Source organism: Enterobacter sp. WI-ESBL-E8 (genome assembly GCF_053364895.1).
In genome coordinates this window covers 1,058,560-1,072,120 of the sequence record NZ_JBRWXJ010000001.1, presented here as the reverse complement: position 1 = coordinate 1,072,120, position 13,561 = coordinate 1,058,560, and the positions used below count along the sequence as shown (strand labels likewise).

Here is a 13,561-nt window from a genome sequence, read left to right as displayed (position 1 = left end):
TGTGCCGGAAAAACAGTCCGACACATTATTCTGGTGCCGCGGACTTATTCCCCGACACGCTCATTCAAAGCCAGCGGATTGTACGTGATAAACATCGCGTCCCCGTAGCTAAAAAAGCGATATTTTTGTTCTACCGCAGACTTGTAGGCATTCATCGTATGCTGATAACCCGCAAACGCGGAGACCAGCATAATCAGCGTCGATTCAGGCAGATGGAAGTTGGTCACCAGCGCGTCAATCACTTTGTACTGGTAGCCCGGGTAGATAAAGATCTGCGTATCGCCAAAGAACGGCTCGATAAGATCATTTTTTGCCGCCTGCGCGGCACTCTCCAGCGAGCGCACCGACGTCGTGCCGACCGCAACGACGCGGCTACCGCGCGCTTTCGCGGCCAGCACCGCATCCACCACGTCCTGCGGCACTTCGGCATATTCGGAGTGCATGATGTGATCTTCGATGCTGTCCACGCGAACCGGCTGGAAGGTTCCCGCGCCGACGTGCAGCGTGACAAACGCCATCTCAATACCTTTCGCGCGCAGCTTTTCCAGCAGCGGTTCATCAAAGTGCAGGCCTGCCGTCGGCGCCGCGACCGCGCCAGGCTTCTGGCTGTAGACGGTCTGGTACAGCTCGCGGTCGGCCTCTTCGTCCGGACGCTCAATGTACGGCGGCAGCGGCATATGGCCGATGGCGTTCAGGATGTCGAGCACCGAACGCTCGTCATCGAACGCCACTTCAAACAGCGCGTCGTGACGCGCGGTCATGGTCGCTTTGATGCTCTCGTCATCGCCCAGCAGCAGCTCAGCGCCCGGCTTCGGCGCCTTAGACGCGCGAATATGTGCCAGAATACGTTTATCATCGAGCATACGTTCGACCAGCACTTCAATCTTGCCGCCGCTGGCTTTACGGCCAAACAGGCGCGCCGGGATCACGCGGGTATTGTTAAAGACCAGCAGATCGCCAGGGTTGAGCTTGTCGAGCAAATCGGTGAAAGTACCGTGCGTCAGCTCGCCCGTTGGCCCATCCAGTGACAGCAAACGACAGCTGCTGCGCTCAGGCATTGGGTAGTGAGCAATCAGGGATTCAGGTAGTTCAAAGGAGAAATCGGCGACGCGCATGACGTATACTCGTGACTTAAAAACAGGCGGCATAGTCTAGTGCTCACACCCTTTTGCTGCAACAACTAGCCGCCCACGGACAAATAAAACGCATGAATTTTCTCGCTCACCTGCATCTCGCTCACCTCGCTGACAGCTCCTTGTCCGGCAATTTGCTGGCCGATTTCGTGCGCGGCAACCCCGCTGAAGACTATTCTCCTGAGATTGTCGACGGGATTTTTATGCACCGCCGCATTGATGTCATAACCGATAACCTGCCGGAGGTGACGGAAGCCAAAGCGTGGTTTCGCCCTGAAACCCGCCGCGTTGCGCCGATCACGCTCGACGTAATGTGGGACCACTTCCTGTCGCGCCACTGGGAACAGCTGTCGCCGGAGATGCCATTGCCGGAGTTTGTGCGCTATGCCCACCAGCAGGTATCGATCATTTTGCCCGACTCGCCGCCGCGCTTTGTGAATCTGAATAACTACCTGTGGTCGGAACGCTGGCTGGAGCGCTATCGCGAGATGGACTTCATCCAGAACGTGTTAAATGGGATGGCAAGCCGCCGCCCGCGCCTGGATGCGCTGCGTGACTCCTGGTATGACCTTGACGAACATTACGATGCGCTGGAAACGCGTTTCTGGCAGTTTTACCCGCGCATGATGACCCAGGCGAAAAACAAACAGCTGTAACAGAATTCACATTGATAGGTAAAAGCTGGCGGAACGATTGTCACCACCTCTTTGTCTTATCCATGAACACTCTCTATACTGGCTCGCGTTGCGTTCCAAATAACCTTAGTATCTACAGGAGAATCATATGGTTCTGGTAACTCGTCCGGCTCCGGATTTTACAGCTGCAGCAGTTCTGGGCAACGGTGAAATCGTTGAAAACTTCAACTTCAAACAGCACACCAACGGTAAAGCGACCGTTCTGTTCTTCTGGCCAATGGACTTCACTTTCGTTTGCCCGTCTGAGCTGATCGCATTCGACAAACGTTACGAAGAATTCCAGAAGCGTGGCGTGGAAGTTGTTGGCGTCTCCTTCGACTCTGAATTTGTACACAACGCATGGCGTAACACCCCTGTCGAAAATGGCGGCATCGGTGCGGTGAAATACGCAATGGTTGCGGACATCAAACGCGAGATCCAGCAGGCTTACGGTATCGAACATCCGGACGCTGGCGTTGCGCTGCGTGGTTCTTTCCTGATCGACGCAAACGGCATCGTTCGTCACCAGGTTGTGAACGATCTGCCGCTGGGTCGTAACATCGACGAAATGCTGCGCATGGTTGACGCGCTGCAGTTCCACGAAGAGCACGGTGAAGTGTGCCCGGCTCAGTGGGAAAAAGGTAAAGAAGGCATGAACGCGTCTCCAGACGGCGTTGCTAAATACCTGTCCGAGAACGTATCCAGCCTGTAATTGGCACGGTTTACGAAAAAGGCCCGCTTATGCGGGCCTTTTTTTATGCCTTACGCTGCGTCTCACGCCAGATACGCCAGGCCATGCCCGCCAGCAGAGCCACGCCCGCAATCAGTACGCCCCACACCAGCAGCGTGTTCATCCTGCTCTCCCGCTCGGCCGCGGAGGTGGCGGTCAGACGCCCTTCGCCGCCTAACGCGACATTATCCTGAATGTCAGCCTGCGGCAGGTTTGCCACATCATAGGTTTTACGCAGGTCGGCAGGGATCAGCATGTCGGGCTCCACGCTGGCAGGCTTTGCCGCGCCGTTGCCCCAGGCGAGCACGTACGGCGCTTTCCCCTGCGCGTTGAACACCAGGTCATAGCGGTCGCGATGCCCCGTTACGCCCGGCAGGTATTCTGGCAAACGCGCATTCAGCGTCGTGATTTTTACCGCCTGCACCAGGCCCCCGTTAAGCGAAACCGGTGGAGACGTTTTCCCCTCCAGACGGTAAAGAACCTCTTTTTTCAGGGGGTGCCATACGTCTTTTTCGGTACTCCGCCACGCTATCTCCACGGGAAGAACGCCGTCGCCATTCAGTGAAATGCTGACAGCGCTCAGGGGCTGCGGTCGCGCCCAGTGCCACTGCGCTTCACTTGCCGATAACGACTCCCCTTCGCCTTCCAGGTTAACCTCTTCCGGGGCCGCCTGCGCGGGTGCGCTAATTGCGTTTACGCCGGTCAAGGTTATCCCCTGGCTTTTTGTATTCAGCACCACCATGAGATAGCGATTCGCATCGGGAGATAAAACCGTATCAACATCGATCCGATCGAGCTTAAGGCGATCCTGGCCGCTGACAACGTCCAGCAGGGGCATATCCTCGCGCAGGGTATACCAGCGCTTAAGATCCTCGCTGTAATAAACCGACGCCGTTCCCTGCCACGACGTCTGAGGGGTATTCCAGAGCAGCTGCAGTTGGGACAGGCTTATCTCGCCCGTAGCCTGCTCCGGCAAGGTCAGCAGATAATGTTGCCCGGCTGCGGCGGCTTTTTGCCCCTCAAGCACAATCTCCACGCCGTTTCCGGAACGAAGCAGGATCTTATCGCTATCACCACCGTCTCGCGCAGGCGCAAGCGGCGAGGCGTCCAGCTTGAAGAGGCGCAGCGCTGTGGATTGCACTGGCACCTGCGGACGCGTCGCGCTGACCAGGCTGAAGGGAACCGGCTCGCCCGACTGGTTAAAGACGCGTACATCGTGCAGATCTGGTGACGTGCTCTGCTCATAGACGGCGAGCGGGAGCGCGACCCGATACCACTGGGAAGGGACAGACGTGTCCAGGGAACGACCAAAGGCATAATCCCGCGGCGATTCCGTTTGTGCCTCGTCGCAGAGCGCCGGGCCGGAAAGCGCCAGCAGCGCGGGGTAGTAGCGCTCCACCGCGCGATAAAAGATGACCAGCCCCAGCAGTGCGAACGCGGCACCTTCCTCAAGCGGGTTCACCAGCGGCAGCCATGTCTGGCGATAGACCACACCGTCCTGGAAATTGGTCACGACCAGCAACACCAGCAGCGCCGCGACGGCAGGGACCGGGGCCAGGCAGGCGTAAAGCGCGGGCCATTCCCGGAACGGCCACCCGCGACGCCGTACCGCGGCAGAGAGTGCCATAATCAAACCGCCACCTGCTGCCATCACTAGTCCACTTCCCCAGGCCGCCATCCCCCACGGAAGTGACCGGGCAAACCAGTAAAGCTCGGCGGCCAGCGCCAGCAAAATCATCCAGAACAGCGACAGATGCAGCCCCATCGCGAGGCGCGGCAGGAGCCTTTGACCGTCGCGCCACAGCAGCATCAGCGCGGCAGGAAGCGCAACGCACCAGGCCAGATTTGCCCAGCCGGCGGCAAAGACCTGCTGATGCGAGAGCTGATAACCCACCATCAGCAGCATAAGCGGCCACAGCAGCCATTTGCTGGCATCCAGCTCCCGCCATGCCAGACGAGCGGCAGCCTGACGCCAGCCCCAGACCGAGACGGCCGAGAGCGCCAGCACGCCTGCCAGAACAGCTAATTCCTGCTTCAGCATCAGCTGCGACGCCCCCAGCAGCGCCACTATCCAGAACAGCAGCCCGCCGGCCAGCAGCGCCCAGCTGACCGGCAGAGCGATTTTCCGCCACAGCCAGGCCGCAGCCAGCCAGCAAAGGCTGAGGACGCCGAAGATAAGCAGCAGGCTCAGCGACGTCACACCGTTCATTTGCGCCCACAGCGCGCTACCCAGCGCCAGCACCAGCAGCGCCGTCCCGCTATAGCTCATGCGCCGCTGCTGCTGCTGCACGCCCAGCCAGAGGATGCCCAGCCCCTCCAGCGCCCAGGCCATCGCCGTCCAGCGCGCCGACAGTGCCAGCGGAATGGCGAGCGTGGCAAACCCGCCGCCGATCGCCAGCGCCGCCATGACCAGCGGTCGTCCGATAGAGGGATAGCGCCGCAGCGCAAGGAACGCGAGAGTAAGATAAAATGCGCCGTATCCCAGCGAGCTCAGGGCCGGGCCATATTCCCAGTGCCGGGTCATGCCGTACTGCATTCCGAAACCGATCAGCGGCGGGGCAAACAGCAGCACGCCGTCAACGATCTGCTTCCCTTTCTCCTGCGCCCGCAGCGACAGCGCCACGCTCAGCACGCCGAATATCAGCGTATTGGCAATCAGGAACAGCTGGCAGACCCCATAGTCTTCAGGCCGGTAGTCGCTCAGCCCCCACAGACCGCCGACGCCGAACGTAAACAGCAGTCCGAGCAGATTCAGCTCGCGCCAGTGCTGCCAGATGCTGATCGCGAGAATGCCGATAGAAAGCAGGAGATAGAAAGAGAACAGCGCCACAAAGCTGCCGCCTCCGGTAGACAAGACCAGCGGCGCAAGATACCCGCCGAGGCTCGCCAGCATGGCAAGGCTCAGCGCCTTCTGCAGCACCGCCAGCCCGACGCTCGCCGCGCAAATGACCACCAGCAGCGCAAAGGCCAGCGTCATCGGCAACATCTGCCAGAGCCGGAAGGCGCCAAAGACGGTCAGATAGAGAATGCCTGTCGCCCCGCCCTGGAGAATCAGCGAATAGACGCGCTGTTTGTGCCGTAGCCGCCACCCGAGGACCAGCAGGACCATAGCAAACAGCGCCGTCGCGGCCAGGCGCAGCTCAAGCGGGAACAGGGAGTGTTCGACGGTATAGCGCAGCAGGAAAGAGAGACCGAGGAAAAGCAGCAGGATGCCCAGTTTCGCCAGCGGGTTACCCTGCATGAACCAGCGCACCAGCGACGTCAGCATGCCGCCAAAGGCAGAAGGCTGTTTTGCCGCGGGCGCAGGAGCGGGATTGGGTGCTGCCGCGGCAGCGGGAATATCCGGACGCCAGGGGTCGACAGGCGCGGGGACGTCCTCAGCCACCGGCTGGGCCACTGCCGGCGGCGCGGCGGCCTGTTCAGGCGCCGGCGCTTTCTCCGCGACGCCGCGCTGCTCGAGCGCTTCAATGCGCTGGCGCAGCCGGGCGATCTCCTGTTTCGCCGCCGTGCTTCGGTTAAAGCCGATAACCGCAAGCACCGGCGCAACGCCCAGCGCAAAAACCAGGAACAAACAGCCAAGGATGTAGAGCTCGTCCATGTTTCCACCTTCACCGTAAACGATCCGTTAAGATTGACACAAATAGTTGCATTTGCGCCATCTTAAAAGGTGAAAACCCTTCCGCCCGCGATTAACTGGCGAACCAGACCGCAGCGGAGATCGCCGGAAGCATGAGCACGCCATCCTGGAACGTTGCTTTACCCTCTTTGCTCTTCCACGTTTTTCCCGCCAGCAGCGGTGAATCTTCCAGCACCACCTCGCAGGCCTCGCCCCGGTTAATCGCCACCAGCACGCGCTGCTGATTATAGATACGGACAAAGACCACCACGTTATCGTGGGCGTACACCACCTGGCAGCCGCCGTAGCGCAGGGCGAGACTCTGCTTACGCAGCTTCGCCAGCCGCTGGTACAGGCTGAACAGAACCTTGTCCTGTTTTTCTGGCGCCCACGGGAAGGTTTTGCGGCAGAACGGATCGTTGTTGCCGTCCAGCCCCACCTCGTCTCCGTAGTAGATGCACGGTACGCCCGGCCAGGTGAAGAGCCAGGTGACCGCCAGCGGCAGACGCGCGACGTCCTTGCCGAGCAGAGACTTAAAGCGCGCGGTATCGTGGCTATCGAGCTGGTTAAACATCCGCAGCTGCTGCTGATGCGACAGGCCGGCGCGGTAGTTCTCCATCCACGCCATGCAAGTTTCCGCGTCAATATGGTTCGGATCGTAGGAGATATCGGTATTGGCGAGGAATCCCCACAGCGGGAAGGTAAAGCCGCGATAGTTCATCGCCGCATCTTCTGCATCGTTCTGCAGCCACTGGCGCGCGTCGCCAAAGTGCTCGCCAAAGACGAACGCCTCCGGCTGGGCCGCTTTCGCCGAGCGCGTAATCCCGGCGACGTGCTGAAGGTTATCCCGCGCCCCGCCCGCTTCGCCGAGCATATGCACCACGTCCAGACGCCAGCCGTCCATATTCCACGGCGCCTTCAGCCAGTGACGCACGATGCTGTCTTCCCCGCCGTAAATCTCGTTCACAAGCGTTGGCGACTGGAAATCCAGCTTCGGCAGGCTCGGGTAGCCCAGCCAGTCCAGGGCGCGGCCCTCCTCGTTAAAACTGTACCAGTCCCGCTGCGGAGAATCCGGGTTATGACATGCCCCGCCCATCGACTGATTATGACGGTCAAACCAGGCGTGCGAATCTCCGCTGTGGTTGAACACGCCGTCAAGAATGAGGCGCATGCCTTCGTTTTGGGTGTTCTTACGCAGGCGCAGCAGCGCCTCGTCACCGCCAAACCGGGCGTCAACGTGGCGATAATCTTCGGTATCGTATTTATGCACGCTTGGGGCTTTAAACACCGGGTTGAGGTACAGCGCCGTCACGCCCAGTTTTTTCAGATACGGGAGCTTCTCGCTAATGCCGTCCAGATCGCCGCCGTAGAAGGTCGAGCCGCCAGCCTGCGCGGTTAGCGGCTCATCCCACTCTTTCAAAATAATGTCGTGACCCGCGGCGTGGTGGTAATAGACCTTATCCTGTTCGGCAGTCCGCTTCTGGCTGCGGGCAAAGCGGTCCGGGAAGATCTGGTAAAAGACCTGCTCGTTAACCCACTGCGGGCCGTTATCCGGGTAATCGACCGCAAACTGCTCCAGCCGTGCGGGCGGGAAACGGCTAAACCCCTGCGGGGTAAACCACAGCTGGCGGTTATTCCACAGCAGCTTAAAGCTGTAGCGGCGGCGAGGCTGTCCGCTACTCAGGTCGATGTTCGCCCGCCACGCCGTGATCCCCGGCTGCGGCTGGCTGCGCTGCTTGTGCATTTTCAGCGACGTTTCTTCGTTATCCACTTCGGCGCGGAGCGTCACGCGTTCAGGCTGGTTTTCCCCCGCCAGCCAGAGCGTAATCACAAGGTTGTCTTTGTTTTGCTTAACAAATGGGGCAACCGGAAGGTGCCAGGCGTTTAACATCACGAATCCCCTTTGATGAAATTGACGTCACCTTGCCACAGGGTGGTTAAGGATAGCTCATCACGACAGGGATTATTGGGGGAGGAGAACGGAGGAGGAGTCATCAGTGCGGCCTGATGCCCTCACCCCAACCCTCTCCCACAGGGAGAGGGAGAAAAAAGATTACTGCGCTTCCGCCAGCTGACGGTCGCGGCGGCATTTAAACATCCAGCCCACCAGCAGCAGCACGATCCACGCACAGCCCACGTACAGGGAAATGCGGGTATCCGGGTGATAGCCAATCAGGCCAATGATGAACACCAGGAAGATCAGCCCGACGACGGTCGTTGCGACGCCGCCCGGAACTTTGAACTTCAGCGCTTTCGCCTCTTCCGGCGACAGGCGACGGCGGAAGGCAATCTGCGACAGCAGGATCATGATCCACACCCAGACGGTTGCGAAGGTCGCGAGGGACGCAATCACGAGGAAGACGTTCTCCGGCATGATGTAGTTCAGGTAAACCGAGAACAGCAGCGCAACGGTCATGACCACGACGGTCACCCACGGCGTGCCGCGACGCGACGTTTTGGCAAACACCTTCGGCGCACTGCCCTGCTCCGCCATGCCGTGCAGCATGCGGCCCACGCCAAAGACGTCACTGTTGATTGCCGAGAGCGACGCGGTGAGCACCACAAAGTTCAGAATACTGGCCGCAAACGCAATGCCCATATGCTGGAAGGTCAGCACAAACGGGCTACCGTTGGTACCCACCTGGTTCCACGGGTAGATGGACATAATCACAAACAGCGTACCCACGTAGAACACCAGAATACGCATCGGCACGGAGTTGATGGCGCGCGGAATAGATTTCTCCGGGTCTTTCGCTTCACCGGCGGTAATACCGATAATTTCGATACCGCCATAAGCGAACATGACCATCTGTAGCGACATGACCATCCCGAGCCAGCCGTTGCTGAAGAAGCCCCCGTTGCTCCAGAGGTTATGGATACCGGTCGGCTGCCCGCCGTTGCCAATACCCCAGATGATGATGCCGAAACCGGCCACAATCATGATGATAATGGTGGCGACCTTGAAGAAGGAGAACCAGAACTCCAGCTCGCCGAACACCTTCACGCTCATCAGGTTAACGGCGCAAATGATCAGCACCACGCTCAGGACCCAAATCCAGTGCGGCACCGCCGGGAACCAGACGCCCATGTAGATGCCAAACGCCGTCACGTCGGCGATCGCCACAATCAGGATTTCAAAGCAGTAGGTCCAGCCGGTGATAAACCCGGCCAGCGGGCCAAGGTTTTCCTGCGCGTAGCGGGAAAACGAGCTGGCGGACGGGTTGTGAACAGACATTTCACCGAGGGCGCGCATGATGATATAAGCCGCCACGCCGCCGATGATGTAGGCCAGCAGCACACTGGGACCGGCCATTTTAATGGCATCTGCCGAGCCATAAAAAAGACCGGTACCGATAGCAGAGCCCAGCGCCATAAAGCGGATGTGGCGCGTGCTCAGTCCACGTTTAAGTTTGTTAGTGCTTTCCATTTAAATCTTGCCATTCAACACGAAAAAAACAAAAAACCACGGGGCCTTAAGCCCCGTGGTTAAACAGTTTGTTGCCGTTGATTAATGGGCGTTCGATGCGACCTGACGCCCTGCGGCACGGTCCCAGATAATCGCCAGAACCAGTGCAACAACGGTAGGCATCAGCCAGGCCAGACCCTGCTCGGACAGCGGCAGACGCTGTGTCCATGCAGGCAGTATTCCTGCGAATGCTGATGCTTTAATGCCGTCAAGGATACCAAAAATCAGGCTGATAAACATGGCTGGCGCAATAATTCGTGAGGAGTTGTTCCACCACGGGCGGGTGAAGCTCAGCACCACCAGCACGATACACGGCGGATAAATCGCCGTCAGCACCGGAATAGAGACCTGAATCAGGTGGCTCAACCCGAGGTTGGACACCGCCATAGAGAAGATACCGAGGATAAACACCAGGGTGCGGTAAGAGAGCGGCAGATACTGTGCAAAGAACTCTGCGCAGGCACAGGTCAGGCCAACCGCCGTCACCAGACACGCCAGGAAAATAAGCGCCGCCAGCAGCATGCTACCCGCACCACCGAAGGTGTGCTGAACGTAGGCGTGGAGGATAGCTGCACCGTTCGCGTTCTGATCGACCAGCATGGCGCTGTCGGAACCCAGGCGGAACAGTGCCAGATACAGCAGCGTCAGACCCACGCCGGCCATCAGGCCAGCCCAGATGGTATAGCGGGTCAGCAGGCGCGCTTCGGTCACACCGCGGGAACGCGCGGCGTTAACGATAACGATACCAAACACCATGGCGCCCAGCGTATCCATCGTCAGATAGCCGTTCACAAAGCCGTTAGAGAACGCGGCGTTTTTATAGGCGTCCATCGCGTCGCTAATCGGGCCGGCAGGCCAGACAATGGCAGCCACCGCCAGTACGATCAGCGCCACAATTTTCAGCGGAGCCAGGAAGTTGCCCACGGTATCCAGCAGCTTGCCCGGATAGAGGGAAACCAGAATCACGATCGCGAAATAAATCAGGCTGTAGATAAACAGCGGCATCGCACCGTCACCGGTCAGGGGAGCAATACCCACTTCGAAGGAAACGGTCGCCGTACGCGGAGTTGCGAACAGCGGGCCAACGGCCAGATAGCAGACGGTTGCCAGCAGCACACCCGCCACTTTGCCAATAGGGGTGCTGAGGCTATCCACGCCGCCACCGACTTTCGCCAGCGCGACGACGGTCAGTACCGGTAGGCCCACGGCAGTAATCAGGAAACCAAACGCGGCGGTCCAGACGTGTTCACCCGCCTGTAAGCCAACCATTGGAGGAAAAATGATGTTGCCTGCGCCAACGAACAGCGCAAATGTCATAAAGCCCAGCGCGATGATGTCACGCGATTTTAAGTGATGGGTCATAAAACCTTACTGCCTGTGGATGTGGTGTTGAAAACATTGAGATTTCCGGCTTCCCTGACGGGACGATACAGCCGAAAACTTGCTCAATTTCAGCGGGAAATGCTCCCGTCCTGGCGTGGAGAAGAATAGTTTTTCGATTTACCACGCAAATACAGTCGGTCTGACAGTATCTGGGGGGCAATTTAAACGCTTATAACGTTTAAAGGCAAGGAGGGATCGTAAAACCAGAACAATATGCCATCATGAAAATACGCACCAGCATAATACGCTATTTATAAGAAAAACCCATGGCTAATCATGCGAACAAAAAACAGACAGCCGTATAAAATTCATCCGCGTTTCGCTTGACTGCAAAGCAAACGGGCCAGCTGACGCTGACCCGTGGAAAGGTAAAATGACACACCTGCTGTCAGGCGATCTTTTTGGCAATTAATCGTTCCGGGATAACGAAGCTGAAGCGGGTTCCTTTGCCCAGCGTACTCTGGATTTCGAGACGGCTTTCATGGTGATTCACCGCGTGCTTAACAATCGCGAGCCCCAGGCCGCTTCCTCCCGTCTGCCGCGATCGCGCTTTATCCACGCGGTAGAAACGCTCGGTCAGACGCGGAATATGCTCCGGTGCGATACCCGGCCCGTTGTCCTCCACGCTAAATTCGGCTCCCGTTGGGCTGTGGTGCCAGCGCACCAGGATTTCCGTCCCTTCCGGCGTATGATTCACCGCGTTATACACCAGGTTGGAGATGGCGCTGCGCAGTTCATCTTCACTGCCCAGCACCTTCAGCGCGCTGTCGACCTCAAAGGTCAGGTGGTGCTTTTTGTGGCTTAACGTCTGCGCTTCACGCTCCACTACCCGCAGCATCATCGGCACGTCAATGGTGTCATTCAGCGCAAGTGTGGGTGCCGCTTCAATCTTCGAGAGCGTCAGCAGCTGCTTCACCAGGCCTTCCATTCGGTAAGTTTGCTCGCGCATCGTGTGCAGCGCTTTTTCACGCGGCGCCCCTTCAAGCGTTTGCTCCTGCATCATCTCCAGGTAGCCCTGAAGCACGGTCAACGGGGTTCGTAATTCGTGGCTAACGTTCGCGAAGAAGTTGCGGCGCGCCCCTTCCAGCTGGTGCATCTGGGTGACATCGCGCGCCACCATCAGCCACTGCTTATCGCTGTAGGGCATCACGCGGATTTCCAGATGGCGACCGTTATTGAGCTTCAGATTGTGCGGACGGGTAAAATCACGTTTTTTCAGATACAGCGTGAACTCGGGATAACGTAGAAGGTTGAGGATATTCTGGCCATTATCGTCCGGCCAGCGCAGGCCCAGCAGCTGTTGCGCCAGGCCGTTACACCAGAAGATGGTCCCTTCTTCGGTGGTCAAAATGACCGCATCCGGCAGCGATTCCGCACCGCTGCGAAAACGCTTAATCAGGCTTCCCAGCTCGCGGCGACGCTTCTTATTACGCATCTGCATCTGATGCAGACCGTACAGCAGCGGCTCCCAGCTGCCGCTTCCCGGCGGCGGCGTCATGCTTCGGTCAACCCACAGCCACCAGGAGAGGCGCAGCAGGTTCCAGAAGTGCCAGATCAGCAGCCCGGTGACCGACGCCAGCAGAAACCACGGCAGATGTCCAAGAAAGGCCCCCAGAATGAAGGCCGGAATACAGCATAAGATCAGTTCAAAGACGAGCCTTTTCCATGACAGACGTTCCAGCACGCGTCACACTCCTGTCATTGTTCAGAAACGGGTAGAAAAACGATAACCCGTGCCGCGGACCGTCTGCACCATGCGATCGTGGCCGCTCAGTTCCAGCGCTTTTCGCAGGCGGCGGATATGGACGTCAACCGTCCGGTCTTCGACATACACGTTAGTTCCCCAGACGTTATTCAGCAACTGCTCGCGGCTGTAAACGCGTTCCGGGTGCGTCATAAAGAAGTGCAGGAGCTTAAATTCCGTAGGCCCCATATCGAGGGGATTTTCACCGGTCATCACGCGGTGTGAGGTGGGGTCAAGGCTCAGCCCCTGCATCTCAATCACCTCTTCCACCGCCATCGGCGAAATACGGCGCATCACGGCTTTAATGCGGGCCACCAGCTCTTTTGGTGAAAACGGTTTGGTAATGTAATCGTCCGCGCCGGTCTCCAGACCGCGCACGCGATCCTCTTCTTCACCGCGCGCCGTGAGCATCACCACCGGTATATCGCGTGTTAGCGCTTCACGCTTCAGATGTTTGATAAACTGCAGTCCGGAGCCGCCGGGCAACATCCAGTCCAGCAGAATCAGATCGGGCCAGGGTTCATTTAGCTGGTTCACTGCGCTGTCATAATCTTCCGCTTCAACCGGCTGGAAGCCATTTTGCTCGAGCACGAAGCACACCATTTCACGAATTGGAGCTTCATCTTCTACGACCAGAATACGTCTCGCCATACTTTGCCCTGTCTTATCTTATTTAAGTTACAAGTTTGTAATTCGGCGCCATTATGCGTCAGATTTATGACAGATTTATGAAAAACAGTACCACGATAACGGGCAAACCGTTGTTTTATTACAGCGGTTATTTTCCCTTCTCTGAAGGTTTATAATCCGGCTTT

Annotated in this window: 9 protein-coding genes and 1 pseudogene; 2 read left to right on the top strand and 8 right to left on the bottom strand. The window is 58.2% G+C overall.

What is annotated here, in order from left to right:
• Positions 1–44: 44 nt before the first annotated feature.
• Positions 45–1,115: a tRNA preQ1(34) S-adenosylmethionine ribosyltransferase-isomerase QueA gene (gene queA / locus ACWHWP_RS05070; protein ID WP_447855166.1), complete on the bottom strand. Its 1,071-nt coding sequence runs from the start codon at positions 1,113–1,115 to the stop codon at positions 45–47.
• A gap of 92 nt (positions 1,116–1,207) precedes the next feature.
• On the opposite strand from queA, the gene acpH reads away from it, so the two are divergent.
• A complete protein-coding gene (acpH, locus tag ACWHWP_RS05065) occupies positions 1,208–1,789 on the top strand; it encodes an ACP phosphodiesterase (RefSeq protein ID WP_059310509.1) in 582 nt (193 codons plus the stop codon).
• Positions 1,790–1,916: 127 nt separating this feature from the next.
• On the top strand, positions 1,917–2,519 hold the full coding sequence (locus ACWHWP_RS05060; protein WP_010428037.1) for a peroxiredoxin C: 603 nt from the start codon (positions 1,917–1,919) through the stop codon (positions 2,517–2,519).
• Between the two features lie 43 nt (positions 2,520–2,562).
• Here ACWHWP_RS05060 and ACWHWP_RS05055 read toward each other — a convergent pair whose 3' ends face one another.
• The 7 genes and pseudogenes from ACWHWP_RS05055 to phoB all read right to left on the bottom strand — a co-directional run bounded on the left by ACWHWP_RS05055 (position 2,563) and on the right by phoB (position 13,397).
• Positions 2,563–3,915, bottom strand: a complete 1,353-nt coding sequence (locus ACWHWP_RS05055; protein WP_447856630.1) for a DUF3999 family protein — start codon at positions 3,913–3,915, stop codon at positions 2,563–2,565.
• A pseudogene (locus ACWHWP_RS05050) lies at positions 3,895–6,135 on the bottom strand (DUF2339 domain-containing protein); the annotation flags it as partial. The pseudogene ACWHWP_RS05050 and the gene ACWHWP_RS05055, both read right to left, overlap by 21 nt.
• Before the next feature lie 91 nt (positions 6,136–6,226).
• Complete coding sequence (gene malZ / locus ACWHWP_RS05045; protein ID WP_447855165.1) at positions 6,227–8,044, bottom strand: maltodextrin glucosidase; 1,818 nt, start codon at positions 8,042–8,044, stop codon at positions 6,227–6,229.
• A gap of 162 nt (positions 8,045–8,206) precedes the next feature.
• Positions 8,207–9,580 carry a proline-specific permease ProY gene (proY, locus tag ACWHWP_RS05040; RefSeq protein WP_059310504.1) on the bottom strand — a complete coding sequence of 458 codons (1,374 nt, stop codon included), beginning with the start codon at positions 9,578–9,580 and terminating at the stop codon, positions 8,207–8,209.
• A gap of 81 nt (positions 9,581–9,661) precedes the next feature.
• Positions 9,662–10,981, bottom strand: a complete 1,320-nt coding sequence (gene brnQ / locus ACWHWP_RS05035) for a branched-chain amino acid transporter carrier protein BrnQ (RefSeq protein WP_047347302.1) — start codon at positions 10,979–10,981, stop codon at positions 9,662–9,664.
• A gap of 409 nt (positions 10,982–11,390) precedes the next feature.
• On the bottom strand, positions 11,391–12,686 hold the full coding sequence (gene phoR / locus ACWHWP_RS05030; RefSeq protein WP_447855164.1) for a phosphate regulon sensor histidine kinase PhoR: 1,296 nt from the start codon (positions 12,684–12,686) through the stop codon (positions 11,391–11,393).
• A 21-nt stretch (positions 12,687–12,707) separates the two neighbouring features.
• Positions 12,708–13,397, bottom strand: coding sequence for a phosphate response regulator transcription factor PhoB (gene phoB, locus ACWHWP_RS05025; protein WP_008503265.1), 690 nt, complete (start codon positions 13,395–13,397; stop codon positions 12,708–12,710).
• Positions 13,398–13,561: the final 164 nt, after the last annotated feature.

Coding starts and splice junctions, on each gene's coding strand:
- ACWHWP_RS05060 (WP_010428037.1), top strand. CDS start 1,917: ATGGTTCTGGTAACTCGTCCGGCTCCGGATTTTACAGCTGCAGCAGTT.
- queA (WP_447855166.1), bottom strand. CDS start 1,115: ATGCGCGTCGCCGATTTCTCCTTTGAACTACCTGAATCCCTGATTGCT.
- malZ (WP_447855165.1), bottom strand. CDS start 8,044: ATGTTAAACGCCTGGCACCTTCCGGTTGCCCCATTTGTTAAGCAAAAC.
- proY (WP_059310504.1), bottom strand. CDS start 9,580: ATGGAAAGCACTAACAAACTTAAACGTGGACTGAGCACGCGCCACATC.
- acpH (WP_059310509.1), top strand. CDS start 1,208: ATGAATTTTCTCGCTCACCTGCATCTCGCTCACCTCGCTGACAGCTCC.
- brnQ (WP_047347302.1), bottom strand. CDS start 10,981: ATGACCCATCACTTAAAATCGCGTGACATCATCGCGCTGGGCTTTATG.
- phoB (WP_008503265.1), bottom strand. CDS start 13,397: ATGGCGAGACGTATTCTGGTCGTAGAAGATGAAGCTCCAATTCGTGAA.